Raw genomic sequence first — 17,654 nt, 5'->3', positions numbered from 1 at the left:
AAATGTCAAAACTTGTATTACAACCATTATGGTTGTTCGTCGTATTCGCGTGCTTATTAACTTCTACAACCATTAACGCAGCTGAACACCCAAGTAGCTTTAGAAGTGCGAAAAAAATAGCGCAAAAGATTTATAGTAGCTCTCTGCCAATGACCAGTTTTTACTGTGGTTGCGATATTAATGTCGTTGGTAAACAGTGGAAGCCAAATCTAGATAGCTGTGGTTATCAAGTTAGAAAACAAATTCCCAGAGCTAACAGAATAGAATGGGAACATGTGGTTCCAGCATGGGAGTTTGGCCATCAGCTGCAATGTTGGCAAGATGGCGGCAGAAAAAATTGCGGTAAAACCAGCCCTGAATTCAAAAGAATGGAGTCTGACCTACACAACTTAACTCCAGCAGTGGGTGAAGTGAATGGTGATAGGAGTAATTACCGCTTTAGTGAGTGGAACGGAAACGCTACTCAATATGGCCAATGTGATATGGTAGTTGACTTTAAAGGCCGTAAAGTACAACCACCAAAGCAAAGTCGTGGAGCGATTGCCAGAACCTATTTTTACATGCAAGCAACTTATGGATTGTCGATTTCTTCAAGTCAGAAACGTTTATTTCAAGCTTGGGATAAATCTTATCCAGTTGATATCACAGAATGTTACCGAGATCGACTTATTGCCAATAAACAGGGTAACCATAATCAAACTGTATTAAAACAATGTCAGACTCTCGGCCTCATTGATTAAGGATTGTTATTTATGCGAGTTCCAAGAATTTATCAGCCAGTCAATGAACTAGCGCTCAATCAACAAGTTAAACTTGATGAAGATGGCGCTGCCCACATTGGTCGTGTACTTCGTATGGTTGAAGGTGATCAAATCAGTTTATTTACTGGTGATAGTTATGACTACTTGGCCAACATCATCAGTGCCAATAAGAAAAATGTTACCGTAGAAATTATCTCTAAAACTGAGAATAATTCAGAGTCACCACTAGATTTACACCTAGGCCAGGTTATCTCTAGGGGCGACAGAATGGATTTTACCATTCAAAAATCGGTGGAATTGGGTGTCAGTACCATTACCCCATTGTTTTCAGATCGTTGTGGTGTAAAACTTAGTGGCGAACGTCTTGATAAAAAGATAGGTCAATGGCAAAAAATTGTCATCAGCGCTTGTGAGCAATCAGGCCGAAGTATCGTTCCAATTGTCCGTCCGGCGATGACCCTGAGTCAGTGGTGTGCAGAGCAAACGGCAGCATTAAAACTCAATCTACATCCACGAGCAGCTCATGGTATTAATGGCCTGACATTAGACAGTATTAATGAAAATAATAAAGTTCGGTTATTAATTGGTCCTGAAGGCGGTCTATCAGAAGAAGAGATAGCCATGACAGAAACACATCTATTTACCGATGTGCTTTTAGGTCCAAGAGTATTACGAACAGAAACAGCTTCACTAACAGCTATCACCGCATTACAACTAAGATTTGGTGATATAGGTTAATCAATGATGCACGCATTGAGAATATAAGGATAAAAGTATGATTAAGCTCGGCATAGTAATGGATCCAATTAGTGACATTAACATTAAAAAAGATTCTAGTTTCGCCATGTTAATGGCTGCACAAGCTCGCGGTTATCAATTGTTTTACATGGAAATGAATGACCTTGCGATGGTTAATGGTCAGGCAACTGCCACCATGCGTTCATTAACCGTTGAAGCAAACCCAGAAAAGTGGTTTGAATTAGGTGAAAGCGTCGATACACCACTTGCCGATCTTGATGTCATTTTAATGCGTAAAGACCCGCCATTTGATACTGAATTTATTTACGCGACATATATGCTTGAACGTGCAGAAGAACAAGGCACTTTGATCGTCAATAAACCACAAAGTTTACGTGATGCCAATGAAAAACTCTTTACGGCATGGTTCTCTGAGTTTACTCCTGAAACCATCGTAACCAGAGATGAGCAACGTATCCGCGCCTTCCATAAAGAAAAAGGTGACATCATTCTTAAGCCGCTTGATGGTATGGGTGGTAGCTCAATTTTTCGCGTCAAGAAAGATGACCCAAACTTAGGCGTTATCATTGAAACCTTAACCAGTGAAGGTAAGCAATACGCTATGGTTCAAGCGTTTATTCCTGATATCACTTCAGGTGACAAACGCATTTTAGTGGTTGATGGTGAACCTGTGCCCTTCTCATTAGCTCGAATTCCACAAAAAGGTGAAACCCGTGGCAACCTAGCAGCAGGTGGCCGAGGTGTTGCTCAACCGTTATCTGAATCAGATTGGCATATTGCCCGCACTATAGGTCCTGAGCTTAAAAAACGTGGACTGATATTTGTGGGTCTTGACGTTATTGGCGACAAGCTGACTGAAATCAATGTGACTAGCCCAACTTGTATTAAAGAAATTGAAGCCGCATTCGATGTCGATATTACCGGCATGTTAATGGATTCAATTGAAACACGTATTAATAAAACAGCTTAAGTACTATCGGCAGTAATCTACTATATTACTGCCGAATTTTTCGCTAATTTTCGGGACTAAACATGCACCTACGAAATACTCTGGGTTTGCTTTTTGCGTTAACCTTAACCTTCTCTCAATCAACAATTGCTAATGAGCTTATCGCCGAAGCTGCGAGCAATGTGAATTCGTCCGGTGCAAGTCAAGATATCAATTCTGCCATATCAAAACCTGTCGCTTCAAAAAAGACGGTAACTGGTAATGGCGAAAACACTCAAGCCGACATCATTGCGCCAATCACCTCAGTGGTGAGAACTTCAACACCGGCAACGACACCCGCTAAACCTAAAAATATGATAATAATGATCGGTGATGGTATGGGCCCAGCTTATACAACGGCTTATCGTTATTATAAAGACAACCCTGAAACCGAAGAGATCGAACAAACTGTATTCGATAGACTACTTGTTGGTATGGCGAGTACCTACCCAGCACCAGTCAGTGGATATGTCACCGATTCAGCAGCTTCGGCTACAGCTTTAGCCACAGGCTTTAAAACCTATAATGGCGCAATTTCTGTTGATGAAAATAAGCGGCCACTTGTCACGATAATGGAAAAAGCCAAAGCATTAGGTTTATCCACTGGTGTCGCGGTAACCAGCCAAGTAAACCATGCCACCCCAGCCGCTTTTTTATCCCATAACGAACATCGCAGAAATTATGAAGCCATTGCTAAGTCATATTTAGACAGTGATGCAGAAGTGATACTCGGTGGTGGGCAGAAATACTTCTCAGCAGAGTTATTGAAACAGTTTAAGGCAAAAGGCTATCAGCATATAACCGAGTTTGAACAGCTTGATAGCATCGAACAGCCAAAAGTACTTGGCCTGTTTGCTCCAGTACAACTACCTTGGGTCATTGATGATAAGCAAGGTCATAAACTGAGTACGTTGACTAAAAAAGCGTTGGATTTATTATCACAAAATGAACAAGGCTTTATTCTTATGGTTGAAGGCAGCTTAATTGACTGGGCAGGCCATTCAAATGATATCGCTTCTGCTATGGGTGAAATGGATGAATTTGCCAATGCGATTGAAGTTGTGGAGCAGTTTGTTCGCCAAAATAAAGACACCCTTATGGTTGTCACTGCAGATCATAATACTGGTGGCCTTTCGATCGGCGCTAATGGTGAATATGCATGGAATCCTGAGTTACTCCACTCAATACAAGCATCACCCACTGAGATTGCTAAGCAAGTCATTGCTACTGATGATTGGAAAGCCACCTTCAATAACCTCATCGGTTTTGAAGCGAGTGAAGCAGAGTTTAGTCAATTAAACACAGCGCGTATGCAAGGTGAAAAACAGCTCAACATAACCATTCTCAATATTATTGATTTACGCACTAATACCGGTTGGACTTCACTGGGTCATACCGCATTAGATGTACAAGTATTTGCTGCTGGACCAGGAGCAAGGCTGTTTAGCGGTCATCAAGATAATACTGAAATAGCGATTAAGATGATGAGTTTACTGCCAAAAACAAAGTGATTTTTCTTCAGTTTAGATAATCAATAAGCCACGGGTATATAAACCTAAAAGGGTGACAATTTTGTCACCCTTTTTGTTGCCCATTTTTGCTATAATCTAGCCAATATTTTTTAAAAGGTTAATCACGTGCTCACTAACGCTTCTCAAGTTTTATTAAGAAATACTGAATTCATTGAAAACCAAGATGTTTTAATTCTGAATCACGAAGCAGATACGTTAGCTGCAGAGCTACTTGATAGTGCAAAAACGGTTACGGCACTCGCCTTGGATTACAATCACCACCTACTCGTTTCACAAAAAAACAAAGACGGGCTTAGTTGTCACTTTGGACATGAGCTACCAGCAAGTGATGCAGACAAACAGTTTGATGTTGCTGTTATCTATTTTCCTAAAGCCAAACCACTAGCACCTTACCTGTTTAACCTAGCCGCAAAGCATTTAAAGCAAGGCGGCAGCTTACTTGTCGTCGGTGAAAACAAAGGTGGCGTAAAGTCATTAGCAAAGTTACTACCTGATTACTTTTATGCGCCAAGCAAAAGAGACAATGCCCGTCATTGCTTATTATTTGCTTCTGAATTGGTCGAACAAGCACCCATTTTTAATATCAATAACTGGGTGAGCCGATATCAATTATCGACACCACAAGGCGATATTACGATTTGTAATCTTGTTGGCGTGTTTAGCGAAAAACGACTCGATCAAGGCACTGAGTTACTGCTATCTCATTTACCCGCTCTCAGCGGCAGAGTGCTTGATTTTGGTTGTGGAGCTGGCGTCATTAGTGCTGCACTATTAAAAGCCAACCCAGACTTAGCAATGGAATGTATTGATATCAATGCGATGGCATTACTTGCTTGTGAACTAACGCTTGCCGCGAATAGTATGAAGGCTAAGGTTTACCCATCTGATGGCTTCAATCAAATTAACGGACAGTTTAACGGCATCATTGCTAACCCACCTTTTCATGACGGTTTAGCGGCGAATACCCAAATAACAAAAGCTTTCGTCAAATCCAGTGCATCATGCCTTGCAAAGAAAGGGGTTTGGCAAATTGTCGCGAACCGAAACTTACCTTATGCAGACACAATTGCTGAAGTATTTGGTCAAGTAAATGTTCCCGCAGAAAACAATAAGTACAAGTTATATTTTTTCCAGAATTAACAAACAATTAATACAAAAACTATCGTTTACAAAATTATTCAATTAAGCTAATAAATAACCAATAACAGACTAGTTTTTACTTTAAAAAAAAGATACATTTTGTAAACTAATAATAAGCGTCTTTAAAGGCGTATCGTTCTTCTAATTGTGCACAGTAAAAATGTACCAATACAGAGCGTTAAGATTAAGGTGATGTATGTTAGTGTCAAATTTAGCGGTTTTTAATGTAGATCAAACTCAAGTTGAGTTACGCCTGATCCCCAATAGCCACGGCCCTGTAAATGAAGACGATATAAAACAATTACTTAATCAGCCTGAATTTGCGATGTTACGCCCCCTTGAGCAAAATATTGCTAAAGCAATGGCTGAAGTGAATAGCCAATGTGGCCAAGATATTGGCAAACACGAACTATTTTTTACCATTGCTGAACGTGTTGACGGTCAAGTCAGCATCGACATCAGTGAAGATAAAATGTCGGCTTCAATGACGTTAGTCTCTGCATATGGTGGCAAAGATGCCACCTTGCCTATGATCTTAAATGCGCTCAAATCTCATAAAATAAAAATGGGACTCAGTAAGCCCAAAATACAGTCCTTAATCCAACAGTTGACCATTCTTCCCCCTGGTGAAAAATGCAGTAGCACGATAGCAACCGGTAAAGCTGCGATTAATGGCATCAATGCAAGTTTAAAAAGACAAGTACCATTGGCCCGAGAACGCTTACTGCAACCTCAAGAGCGAGAAGACGGCTCAGTCGACATGCGTAACTTGGGGGCCATGATCATGGTAAAACCTAATGACGTATTGATGATAAAAACCCCTGCTACAAAGGGTGAACCAGGCTACAACGTCAATGGTGATGTATTACTTCAAGTTGAAGGTAAAGATGCCAACATGTCAGCAGGAAGTGGTACTCAACTTGATAATGAAAACCCCAATCTGCTTATCGCTACAGTGCCCGGTCAGCCAGTCGAAAACCGTCAAGGTATGCAGGTTGATGATGTATTACAAATCAAAGATGTCGATGTAAAATACGGTCATGTTAATTTTGAAGGCAGCATTTTGATTACTGGTGATGTTCATGAAGGTATGCATGTTAAAAGTAGCGGTGATATTACCGTTATGGGCTTTGTTGATTCAGCAACCCTTGAAGCAAAAGGTGATGTCATTGTCAGCAAGGGCGTCATTGGCCGTTTGATCAAAGAGCATCAACTCAGCACTTCAATTACCGCAGAAGGGCAAATATGCGCTCAATTTGTGCAATATTCTAATCTTACCGCCCAAAGCGATATTTTAGTCACCAAACAATTACTTCATAGTCATTCACAATCCGACAGTCAAATAACGGTAAGTGATCCAAATGCCAAGCGCGGCGATCTTGTCGGCGGTAAGGCCACTGCAGCTAAAGGAATTACTGCTGTAGCATTTGGTGCAACAGCAGGAACAAAAACCGAACTATTTTGTGCGATGCACCAATCAGAGCTTCGGGCAGAAGTTAAATTAGCCGATGAGAAGGCCAAAAGGTTTGTGGTATCGGGACTTGATATTGAATCACGATTGAGAAAGCTTCCGCCTAAAACAGAATGGCAGACAGATGCCGGTATGATTGAGCAAGTAAAAATGATGCTTGATGAAAAAAAAGATATTGCCAATCAACGAGCGCAATCAGAGTTAGAATTTAAAGTTTTAGAGCAAGAAGTTGCTGGTTATTATAATAAATATTGCATTCAAGCTGAAAAACACATCTTTGCGAATGTAGAGATTCATATTGGTCCCGCTCAAAATCGTACTCAACGAGAGCATGGCCCATGCCAGGTTAAAAATGTGCATAACGAAGTCAGCTATGATTACGGCACTCATTAATCTGAATTTATCCCTTTAGAACGCAAGGTAACTATGCAAGAGATTCAGTGGCCAGCAATCATTAAACAGCAAGACTGTGAAGAACTGATCTACCTTGCAAGTGATAGAGATTGGCTCGAGTACTGCTGCCTAACACCACACATCCTCGATTCAACCGATCAACTTTTAGATACCAAAGGCAATACCTATGATATTGCCTTTGAAAACGACTCCCAATTAGAATTTCGCAATCAAGCGACCACGCAATTACCACAGCTCAGCTTAAGTATTAAGCCAATAGATGTTCTCGTCTTTATTAAATACGTTAGGCTTCATGCCCAACTCAATGGCCATTGCTGTAGCTCAAAGCTAGCTTTCAGTACGATTAAGCAAGGAATTGAAACGGTTGAGTTTCTTGACTCTGAATTTTCTTGAGTCAGCTTAGTTACTGAGGCAAAATGCCCTTCATAATTTATATCCCGCTACATGAGTATCAAAAATGGAACTGTTAAACATTGAATGCCTAGGAAAGCGCCTACGATTAGAAGGCTCTATGGCTGGTTGGCAACAACTCTATTGGGATAATCAACTTGTCTCACAAAAGTCTGCATCGGCAGATAATCAAGCGTTTACAATCCATGAATTCGAGCTTTCAAGACCGAGCTCAATGGCGGAGTCGAGCAACGATGATGTCATTACAGAAATCAGTAAAAAAGTCATGAAAGTACGCTTAGAAAGTGATGTTCAGTGGCAACCATTTCTGATTAATTATGCAGTCCTTGTCGACAATGAAACCATTGCAGACGGGCAGCGCAACACCAAAGATATAGAACAACAAACTCCTGAAGTCGCGCCAGTTAAAAATCAAAAATTCAGTGTGGTCGGTTTAGCCTCTTTAGGGTTTAAGCTGTTAAAAAGTGCCAAAGTTATTAAAGCCATGCTTGCTGCAGCCAGTGTAGCGGCCTACTCATGGCTATTTTCAATCGAGTTTGCATTAGCACTGATTGCTTGTTTGGTGATACATGAATATGGCCATATTAAAGCGATGAAACACTTTGGAATGAAAACCAAAGGCATTTACTTAATCCCCTTTATGGGTGGGCTTGCCGTTAGCGATGAGCGAATCAATACTCGCTGGCAAAATGTTGTTATCTCAATAATGGGACCCACTTTCGGACTAATATTATCAATAGCTTGTATGGTGGCTTACTGGATAACTGGTAATATATTTTTTGCCGGACTTGCCAGTTTTAATGCCCTGCTAAATCTATTCAATCTATTGCCCATACTGCCATTAGACGGCGGCCATATATTAAAAAGTATAACTTTTTCAATGAACAGTATGGTTGGTTTAGTGGCTTGTATTGCTGGTGCCGCCGTAGGCGTACTGATCAGTTACAGTTTGGGTTTAGCCTTATTGGGATTCTTATTATTGATTGGTAGTCTTGAAATTGTATTTGAATGGAAAACGCGTCACCAAAGTCACTTACTCCCACTTGACCGTTATGGGCAAATATTTTCAGCGTTATGGTACTTCCTCACAGTAGGTATACTGATTGGTATTATTTGGTACTTTGCAGGATCTGGTGATGATATGTTGGCAATGCCTTTAGAGATATTAAGAAGCTAATCAGTCAATACTGATTCAGTAAACACTCGCTGTTTAGCATCAAGAAAAGATAATTACTTGATGCTAAATAGCGTTAACGCGAATAGGTTTAATTTTTTGTCTTTATTAAGATATTGAGAACACATTAGTCATGACTTTATAAAGCTCAGTGCCTTGATGTACAGAAGCAGAAGCAAAGTGAAGCACTGGCACGCAATCTATCGGTAAGCTAACCGACGTCATAGCCTCGTCACTCCCATATTGCTCCAATCTTAATAAGGTGACTAGGGTTTCCCCAGCCGCTAACGGCTCCCCTGGTTTCGCGCAATATTCTACAAGTCCCGCTTTAGGTGCATGAAACTTTTTATAGTCCTTTAAGTAACAGCCCCAGCGCTTCATTTTTGCAGGACTCACTGATTCTTTAATCACTCCTCGATGACTTAAATAAGCCAAAATACCCAGAGCATCGGTTTTAGCATCAGCCATATCAATACGTTCTTGGCTTGCCAGCTCTAAGGTAAAAGCAGCAACTGGCACATCGAAATTACGACCTTGTGTACTGGCAAATTCAGTTAGCTGCCACCAAGGATAGAATGCCGCCTCATCCATTGCTCCGCCAAATTCATTGGGAATGATTAACGAAAATGGAATTGAGAAAAACGTTGCTGATTCTGCATCATACTCTGGACAATAAAGATGCTTTGCAGATTTAGGCCCAGTGTGCAAATCAAGTACGATATCAGCATCGTGGGCCATATGTTGTAGCGTCACCGCTAAGCGATGCCCTGTACTTATGCCCCAAGGATTTAATAAACGTTGCTGACAGCTATTCAGTAAATGATGACGAAATGCACTAAACAACTCTTTGTCTGCAAGATGTTGATGTTCGTTGAACCACTGCGCAATATCAATGCCGTGATCGTAATACTCGCGGTTCCAATTAACCCCTGTGATGGGATCAAAGCGTCCTAAAGTAAATTCACCACTTTTTTGGTTAATACCTAAAGGGTTGGCTAGTGGCACACAATGAATATCACCCAACACAGTATAGTCTTTTAACAAGGTCATCAGCTGATGTATCACTGCGTTACCTTGTACTTCAGCCCCATGAACATTGGCTTGAATATATACACTAGGCGCAGCAGAATCTTCGCCAATAAAGCTAAACAATGGCGCCGTTAGCGCCTGGCCTGTGGCTAACTCACCCACCTTAACATTAGCGATTGTCGGTAAAGAATCCTTTCCTGTTATAGCGTTCACTGATGACATAAATACCATTTATCCGTTATTCAAATAGATTCTGATGCAAAGCATTAACCACACCGGCAGCTTCAGATTCATCAACTAAAACACATAAGTTATGCGGGCTAGCACCTTGACAGATCATCCGTACATTATGCTTCTCAAGCACAGAAAAGACTCGACTACAAATGCCGGCAGTTGAAGCTATCTGGTTACCAATGATAGCGACCAAAGCTAACTTGTCTTCGACTCTGACTCGACAGTTTTCCGATAATTCTTGCAACAGTGATTCGCTCAATAAACCTTGGCCACTAGAATCAGATCCCGTTTGGTCGAGGGTTAATGATACGTTTACTTCTGAAGTCGTAATCAAATCAACCGAAATTTTGTGCTTAGCAAGCGTTGCAAATGTGTGTGCTAAAAAGCCCTGAGCATGTAGCATTTGCAAACTATGTAGATTTAATAAGGTTTGGTCTTTTCGTAAAGTGACTGCGCGATAAACCGGCGCGTTTTCTACTTGATGACGGATCCAAGTACCGCCCTGTTCTGGCGCCTTACTTGACCCCACAAATACCTGAATTTGTTGACGTACAGCAGGAAGTATCGTGGCAGGATGTAACACTTTAGCGCCAAAAGTCGCCATTTCAGCGGCTTCATTAAAGCTAATTTCAGGAATTGGACGTGCATTAGGTGCTAAACGAGGGTCGGTCGTATAAATGCCCGCAACATCGGTCCAGATTTCAACGGCATCGGCTTTTAATGCCTCAGCTAATAATGCTGCAGAATAGTCACTACCACCTCGGCCTAAAGTCGTTGTATTGCCCTCTTCATCGGCCCCGATGAAACCTTGAGTGACGATCACTTGCTCAGCAAGTAAAGGCAATAAGTGAGTGGTGGCTAAAGTCGAAATTTGCTCAATTTTAGGCTCAGCTTTACCAAAATGACTGTCAGTTCTTAATACTTGGCGAACATCAAAAGCACTTGATGGTGTGCCTTTTTGACGAATTACCGCTGAAAATAACAATGAAGAACATTGCTCTCCCATGGACAGTAATTCATCGATAATTGATTTACTTCTATTAAGGACTAAATTATCACTTAACACCGACATCTGGCTCAACAGCTTGTCGATAATCGCTGCTACATCTTGGGGACGTGCGAGTTTATCAACAATGTCATATTGAATTTGAGCAATTTGAGTCAGTAAGCTTAAACGGCGTTGATCGTTTACATTGGCTTGGGTTAACTCAACTAATAAGTTAGTCACACCGCTAGAAGCACTGACAACCACAACGCGAGTATTTGCATTAGCAAGGATGATATCTGCACAACGATTCATGGCCTCAAAATCAGCAACTGATGTTCCACCGAACTTAGCAACTACTATACTCATAGTGAGACCTCCGTAACAACTGACGGATTTTGGACTAAGACTGATTGGGCTGATATTTGTTGAGTTGAATAGCGATTAAATAATTGAAATGTGTTACTTAAAAACATGATTACACTCCGAACTTACTACGTTCGAAGAGCCTGGTGCAGTGATAACGCACCCTTAAAGAAGGGAAACAGCAATCTTTCACCAGAAGCTCTCCACCAAAAAATAGGTGACAATCGTCAGGATTCAACCTAAGCGACCGATATAGGATGCAACCAAGCATGGCAAATATCTCGGCGTTAATCTCCCTCATAAGCTGTCAATGGAATTGGCTTTCCTCGAACTTATTACCTAGCTAACGCTCCTCTTCTGTTTCTTCCCTAAGGAAGAGAGTGAAAAATACCAAAAAAGAACCACCTAAGTCAATTCAGAGTTGTCATAAACTGACTAAATAACACTATGCGGTAAAAGAGACACTGAAGCTCTAACTTTAGAATAAAAGCGGTTTTAAGCACTTAGATCAATTTTATTGATATAAAACAGCCATAAAGAGATAGGAATCATAGATTTTAGAAAGGAATATATTACGAGTATGAGCAATATGAATATTACTAAAGAACTCTTTCGGCGACGATTGGATAAAAGATTAGCTTTAGCATCTAACTAACCGCTATTGGGCAAGGATAGCTGAATAGCGTTTAGTAAAATCAGCAACTATTCTTCGAATCATATTAGCAACCACTCTTGATGAAATAAGAAGAAACAGCTCGCTGTCGCTAATCATGTAAATCGGGCAGCTCATTGACGACTTTAGATCGCTTACCAAACTCTCCTATTAACACTTCTTTATCGGGTGCATCCCCACATGCCAATAATGATAGAACACCATTATCCACATAATAAATCGCATGCTGCTTAAATTCCCTGCCTAAATCCAACGCTTGTTCTTTTTCGATAAATACCGCCCAACTCTTTTCCATATGGGATAAATCAGGCGCTGCGCCAATTAAAGAACGATAAGGACTGTTATATTGTTGAATCTTTCGTTGTAGCTTTCCATCTAACAACCGATTTTGACAAGGGGCTAATATGCTCCCAAATGGATTATGTGCAGTGATTATTGCGAATGAAAATCCATCAGAAATGCGCTGTGTTAGTAAAAAATGGGTTCCCTGATACTTGCACCAAAGACTATCAATTAAATTATCCATCATTCAATATTCTCAATTTAGACCGATTCAGTGTAGCAAAGCAATACTTGGCACAAAAGCTCATGTGACTTAAGTCACAAGAACAATATTTAAATTAAACCATAAAATCAACAGCTTACCTAAAAAATCAATTTTGTAACAATTCTACTCTGTAAATTTGTTAACATTTCATTTGTTAACAAATGCCTAAAACGAGTACAATAATCACCACTAGCTAGATTTTGCTACATAACACTAAGATGTAACACAAGCGATTACATTTAACGGGGATTTAAATTTCCGATAAATGTCCATGCTTTTAAATGTGTTCTATATTGTTAGTAATGTATTAAATGTAGAACAAAATTAGATTGCTAAGGAACTTTAATACGCAATTTAATCTCTTAGTTTATATAAATCGTTTGTTTAATAGATCTTTTGACTGATTGTGAGTTTATCAATGCTCAGCATACAATCTAAATATTGATTTTTTATGATCACATTTATGTCACGTATAACTCGTTGAAGTAGTGCGGTAATGAATAAGTGCAATAAACAGAGTTTATATAAGATAGCTAGTCATGAAGCGTGTTTTGTTCAGGGCAGACATAGATAAACACCTATCGTGAATTTATAAAATTATCGGCGTTTTCATAGCTATATAACGCCACAGCCCTAGTGCTACATGACTAGAATCAAATTGTTTTTAATTTAGGTAAATAACATGCAAAACCCACACATTCTTATTGTTGAAGATGAAGCTGTAACCCGTAATACTTTACGTAGTATTTTTGAAGCCGAAGGGTATGTAGTAACTGAAGCAAATGATGGCGCAGAAATGCACAAAGCCATGCAAGATAATAAGATTAATCTTGTTGTTATGGATATCAATCTTCCTGGTAAAAACGGTTTATTATTAGCGCGCGAACTTCGTGAAATCAATAATATTGGCCTAATTTTCCTAACTGGTCGTGATAACGAAGTTGATAAAATTCTTGGTTTAGAAATTGGCGCTGATGATTACATCACTAAGCCATTTAACCCACGTGAATTAACTATCCGTGCTCGTAACCTATTAACTCGCGTAAACAGTGCTGGCGCTGAAATCGAAGAGAAAGGTTCTGTTGAATTCTACCGTTTCAATGGTTGGAGCTTAGAAATCAATAGCCGTTCTTTGGTTAGCCCACAAGGTGAATCTTACAAGTTACCTCGCAGCGAATTCCGCGCGATGCTTCACTTCGTAGAAAACCCAGGCAAAATCTTAACTCGTGCTGACCTGTTAATGAAAATGACTGGCCGTGAGCTTAAGCCACATGACCGTACTGTTGACGTAACAATCCGTCGCATCCGTAAGCATTTCGAAAGCTTGCCAGATACGCCAGAAATCATCGCGACTATTCACGGTGAAGGCTATCGTTTTTGCGGTAACTTAGAAGACTAAATACTTCAACTCTAATGAGTGAGCCGTTAATTTGTTAGTGGCAATTTCAAAAGAGTACAAAAAAGCCAAGTCAGTGACTTGGCTTTTTTTATGTCATTTTTTCGCGTCTTTCATGTGCTACTTACGACGGTTTTGAGTAATTAACTGCCGGACAGTTAATATGAATACCCAGGCCACAATGATATTAAGGCCTATGAGAATAAGCGCCCAGGTCATTATTTAAGCTCGTTTTCCAAAAATGCAGCTAACGATTTATATAAATGATTTCTAACTTTCTCACCGCGCATAGAATGCTTAGAGCCAGGATAATCCATCATTTGGAATAACTTACCTTCATCTTGCAATGCTTTATAGACTCTAGTGCTATTTTCAAACAACACATTATCATCAGCCATACCGTGATACATCATGAGCCCTGACTGATAATTTTCCACATAAGGTGTAATGCTGCTGGCATCATAACCTTGCTTATTACTATCAGGATGTCCCATATATCGTTCTGTATAATGAGTATCGTACAAACGCCAATCAGTCACTGGAGCGCCAGAAATAGCCGCTTTAAAATAATCCGGCGCTTTAAACTGACTCATCAATGCCATATAACCACCGTAACTATGACCATAGATAGCAACGTTATCACCATCAATGAAAGCTAAGGTACGTAAGTAATCAACACCGACTTTTTGATCGTTAACTTCTGCATCACCCATGTTTTGATAAATAACATATTCAAATTTAGTGCCGCGATGCGCTGAACCGCGGTTATCTAATTGAAATACAGCAAAGCCTTGTTGTAATAAGTACTGAGTGAAGTAATCCGCTTCACTCCAGCTGTTTACGACTAATTGCGCATGGGGTCCGCCGTAAACTCTCACAACAACGGGATACTTCTTAGCCGCATCAAAATCGGCAGGTTTAAATAAGCGATACTGCAGCGCTTGACCATCTTCTGCTTTTAATTCACCAAAATCTGGCATTTGCCATAAACCAGCAAAGTCATATAAAGGATGCGTTTTATTAACTGCATTCTCTTCAACCCACATTAGTTGCTTACCGGTTTCACTGTGTAAACTCACTTGTGGCGGCTGCTGTAAACTGTTGAAATAATCTAAATAAACAGGTTTATTATCAGCAAAAACGGCTGAATGCATTCCTGCTTTTTCTGATAGTTTCTCAATCTTGTCACCACTTAGCGAAACACGATATAGGTGACGCTCTACAACAGTATCTTTACGGCCAGAAAAATACACCCAACCGTCTTTTTCATCAACAAACTCAATAGCATCAACAGCCCATTCACCTTGAGTCAGTTGCTTGATCGGTTTGCCGTTAAGATCAAATAAATAAAGATGATTAAAGCCATCACGCTCAGATGCCCAAATAAAGGCTTTCTGCTGCTTTAAAAAGTGTAAATCATCATTAAGATTTACCCATGCTTCACTGCGTTCTTTGATAACCGTTTTAGCTTTGGTATCTGAACCTAATTCGACAATGCGTAAATCTAATGCTTGTTGATTACGACTTTGCCATTGAAATGACAAGTGGACGCTATCAGGTAACCACTTAACTCTCGGCAAATAAATATCTTTCTCGTTACCTAATTCAATCCATTGAACGGCTTTAGATGCTAATTGAATAACACCTAATTCAATTTCAACATTGGCTTTACCTGCGTAAGGGTAACGTTGTTCAGTTAGCTTGATACCATCAGCATAAATTTCATTACGCGTAACGAGTTCAACACCAGATTCATCGATTCGGGTAAAGGCAATTGATGACTCATCAGGAGACCACCAATAACCGGTCATGCGGCCCATTTCTTCTTGAGCAACAAACTCAGCCATACCGTTCTTTATCGGCCCTTTACCATCGAAGGTTAGTTGGGTCAGTTTTTCATTGGCTAACTCAAGCACGTATATATTTTGCTCTCGCACAAATGACACGTAACGCCCTTTTGGCGATAACCGTGCATCAGTGACAAAACCTTCACCGGTATTCAGTGCCACCGCTTTTTGATTAGCAATAGTATAAAAATACAATTTACCGGCAGCTGGAATCAATAGTGCTTGGCTGTCTTCAGCCCAAAAGTATTCCATGATCCCTTGACCATAAATACGCTGACGTTCACGACGAGCTTTCTCTTCATCAGATAATTCACCAGAAGCAAGCTTGTCGGCATTAAGCAACATACTGCGCTTGGAGGTATTAATATCCATTTGCCACAAATCATAAAAATGTTGATTGTCTTCACGACTAGCAAGATAAGTCACAACTGAGCCGTCAGGTGACAGTTTTAATCCTCTAGGGCTAGCGCCGGCAAGCGCAGGGGATGCGTGAATTCGTTCGATAGTGAGCGGGGTTTTATTACCAGTCATTTTCATAGTTGAGGCCATTACATGATCAGAAACAAGTGAACTAGCAAATACTAGCGGTATGGCCGACACCAAAGACATGGCGGTCGATTTCCATTTATTATTCATTATCAATCCTTGCGAAAAAATCAAAAGTTTGTATTTATTCTTATTATTATTTTTGTTGTTATTTTTATTGCTGCAGATAATTAATTAACTAAAAACCAACTTCCGAGCGGTATTTGCTCCGAGTTTATAACAAATCAACCGTTTGTCATATAAAGCTCATCTTATTCACGCTGTAATATGACCAAATCTAAGGTATTATCGTTGGCAATAAAATAGAACATTCACCACTGGTTACCGACCTTAACCTCTACTGTCTTAGGAACAAGCATGCAAACTTTGACACAAACCCTTACAAATCAAGCTGTATCAGCCTCACTTTCTCAGCTAATCCTTAGCCTAGCCGATTGCTCAAAAGCCATTAGCCAAGCAGTCCGTCATGGCGCTTTAGCTGGCGTGTTAGGCGCTACTGACCAAGAAAATGTCCAAGGTGAAACCCAAAAGAAGTTAGATGTCATTACCAACGATATGCTCAAAGATGCGTTAAAAGCTGAAGGCAACGTTCGCGGCTTAGCTTCTGAAGAAGAAGATTATGTCGTTGAAGTAAACAAAGATGGCGAGTACTTAGTCTGCTTTGATCCACTTGATGGTTCATCAAACATTGATATTAACTCATTGGTTGGTACTATTTTCTCAGTGCTTCCAGCAGGTGAAGGCGAGTTTAACGAGCATAGCTTTTTACAAAGTGGTCGTAAGCAAGTAGCTGCGGGCTACGTGCTATATGGCCCATCAACCATGATGGCACTGACTACAGGTCAAGGTACGCAGTTATATACTTTAGATCCTGACAGCAATGAATTTTTATTAACGACGCCAGAAGTGAGCATCAGTAAAGACACTGCTGAATTTGCGGTAAACATGTCAAATCAGCGTTTTTGGGAAGCACCTATGCAAACCTACGTTGCTGATTTATTACTAGGATCAATTGGTCCTCGTGAGAAATCATTCAATATGCGTTGGATTGCTGCAATGGTTGGTGATGTACATCGCGTTTTATGTCGCGGCGGTATCTTCACATACCCTACCGATAACAAGAACCCTGAGAAGCCATACAAGCTGCGTTTAATGTATGAAGCTAACCCAATGGCATTACTTGTTGAACAAGCTGGTGGCAAAGCTTCTACAGGCTATGGCGATATCCTAGATATCGAGCCTTCTGCTATTCATCAACGTGTTGCCGTTATCTTGGGTAGTGCCAACGAAGTTGATACTTGCTTGAGCTACCATGATGTTGATTACAGCGAAGAACCTTCGATTGATTAATTGTCATTTTCTCGTATTGATTCAATTCATA

14 protein-coding genes and 1 riboswitch are annotated in these 17,654 nt (G+C 40.3%); of the genes, 10 read left to right on the top strand and 4 right to left on the bottom strand.

Annotation, left to right across the window (positions count from 1 at the left end; all coding sequences use genetic code 11):
* The first annotated feature begins 2 nt into the window (after positions 1-2).
* From FPK91_RS17235 to FPK91_RS17200, 8 genes are all read left to right on the top strand, one after another.
* Positions 3-740, top strand: a complete 738-nt coding sequence (locus FPK91_RS17235) for an endonuclease (protein ID WP_144214527.1) — start codon at positions 3-5, stop codon at positions 738-740.
* Positions 741-752: 12 nt separating this feature from the next.
* Positions 753-1,499, top strand: a complete 747-nt coding sequence (rsmE, locus tag FPK91_RS17230) for a 16S rRNA (uracil(1498)-N(3))-methyltransferase (RefSeq protein ID WP_144212746.1) — start codon at positions 753-755, stop codon at positions 1,497-1,499.
* Positions 1,500-1,536: 37 nt separating this feature from the next.
* The gene (gshB, locus tag FPK91_RS17225; protein ID WP_144212744.1) at positions 1,537-2,490 is read left to right on the top strand and encodes a glutathione synthase; all 954 of its coding nucleotides are present in this window, start codon (positions 1,537-1,539) and stop codon (positions 2,488-2,490) included.
* A gap of 62 nt (positions 2,491-2,552) precedes the next feature.
* Positions 2,553-4,019 (top strand): alkaline phosphatase, encoded by a 1,467-nt coding sequence (locus FPK91_RS17220; protein WP_227006604.1) that lies wholly within the window; start codon positions 2,553-2,555, stop codon positions 4,017-4,019.
* 126 nt (positions 4,020-4,145) lie between these two features.
* Positions 4,146-5,180 carry a methyltransferase gene (locus tag FPK91_RS17215; RefSeq protein ID WP_144212742.1) on the top strand — a complete coding sequence of 345 codons (1,035 nt, stop codon included), beginning with the start codon at positions 4,146-4,148 and terminating at the stop codon, positions 5,178-5,180.
* Between the two features lie 196 nt (positions 5,181-5,376).
* On the top strand, positions 5,377-7,044 hold the full coding sequence (locus FPK91_RS17210; protein WP_144212740.1) for a DUF342 domain-containing protein: 1,668 nt from the start codon (positions 5,377-5,379) through the stop codon (positions 7,042-7,044).
* 33 nt (positions 7,045-7,077) lie between these two features.
* Positions 7,078-7,458 (top strand): DUF4144 family protein, encoded by a 381-nt coding sequence (locus tag FPK91_RS17205; RefSeq protein ID WP_144212737.1) that lies wholly within the window; start codon positions 7,078-7,080, stop codon positions 7,456-7,458.
* Between the two features lie 64 nt (positions 7,459-7,522).
* Positions 7,523-8,653, top strand: coding sequence for a site-2 protease family protein (locus FPK91_RS17200; RefSeq protein WP_144212735.1), 1,131 nt, complete (start codon positions 7,523-7,525; stop codon positions 8,651-8,653).
* A 105-nt stretch (positions 8,654-8,758) separates the two neighbouring features.
* Here the strand turns inward: FPK91_RS17200 and FPK91_RS17195 are convergent, their stop codons facing one another.
* From FPK91_RS17195 to FPK91_RS17185, 3 genes are all read right to left on the bottom strand, one after another.
* The gene (locus FPK91_RS17195; RefSeq protein WP_144212733.1) at positions 8,759-9,901 is read right to left on the bottom strand and encodes a succinylglutamate desuccinylase/aspartoacylase family protein; all 1,143 of its coding nucleotides are present in this window, start codon (positions 9,899-9,901) and stop codon (positions 8,759-8,761) included.
* Positions 9,902-9,917: 16 nt separating this feature from the next.
* A complete protein-coding gene (lysC, locus tag FPK91_RS17190; protein WP_144212731.1) occupies positions 9,918-11,267 on the bottom strand; it encodes a lysine-sensitive aspartokinase 3 in 1,350 nt (449 codons plus the stop codon).
* 185 nt (positions 11,268-11,452) lie between these two features.
* A riboswitch (Lysine riboswitch) is annotated at positions 11,453-11,629 on the bottom strand.
* Positions 11,630-12,028: 399 nt separating this feature from the next.
* Positions 12,029-12,463, bottom strand: a complete 435-nt coding sequence (locus FPK91_RS17185) for a DUF3293 domain-containing protein (RefSeq protein ID WP_144214523.1) — start codon at positions 12,461-12,463, stop codon at positions 12,029-12,031.
* Between the two features lie 703 nt (positions 12,464-13,166).
* On the opposite strand from FPK91_RS17185, the gene arcA reads away from it, so the two are divergent.
* Complete coding sequence (gene arcA, locus FPK91_RS17180) at positions 13,167-13,883, top strand: two-component system response regulator ArcA (protein ID WP_102526580.1); 717 nt, start codon at positions 13,167-13,169, stop codon at positions 13,881-13,883.
* A gap of 215 nt (positions 13,884-14,098) precedes the next feature.
* On the opposite strand, the gene FPK91_RS17175 is transcribed toward arcA, so the two are convergent.
* Positions 14,099-16,363: a S9 family peptidase gene (locus tag FPK91_RS17175; RefSeq protein WP_144212729.1), complete on the bottom strand. Its 2,265-nt coding sequence runs from the start codon at positions 16,361-16,363 to the stop codon at positions 14,099-14,101.
* Between the two features lie 267 nt (positions 16,364-16,630).
* Between FPK91_RS17175 and FPK91_RS17170 the strand changes: the two genes are divergently transcribed.
* The gene (locus FPK91_RS17170; protein WP_144212727.1) at positions 16,631-17,623 is read left to right on the top strand and encodes a class 1 fructose-bisphosphatase; all 993 of its coding nucleotides are present in this window, start codon (positions 16,631-16,633) and stop codon (positions 17,621-17,623) included.
* The last annotated feature ends 31 nt before the right edge of the window (positions 17,624-17,654 follow it).

Origin of the sequence: Shewanella donghaensis, from assembly GCF_007567505.1 — a bacterium.
GTDB lineage: Bacteria > Pseudomonadota > Gammaproteobacteria > Enterobacterales > Shewanellaceae > Shewanella > Shewanella donghaensis.
This window is presented reverse-complemented; position numbering and strand designations above follow the sequence as displayed.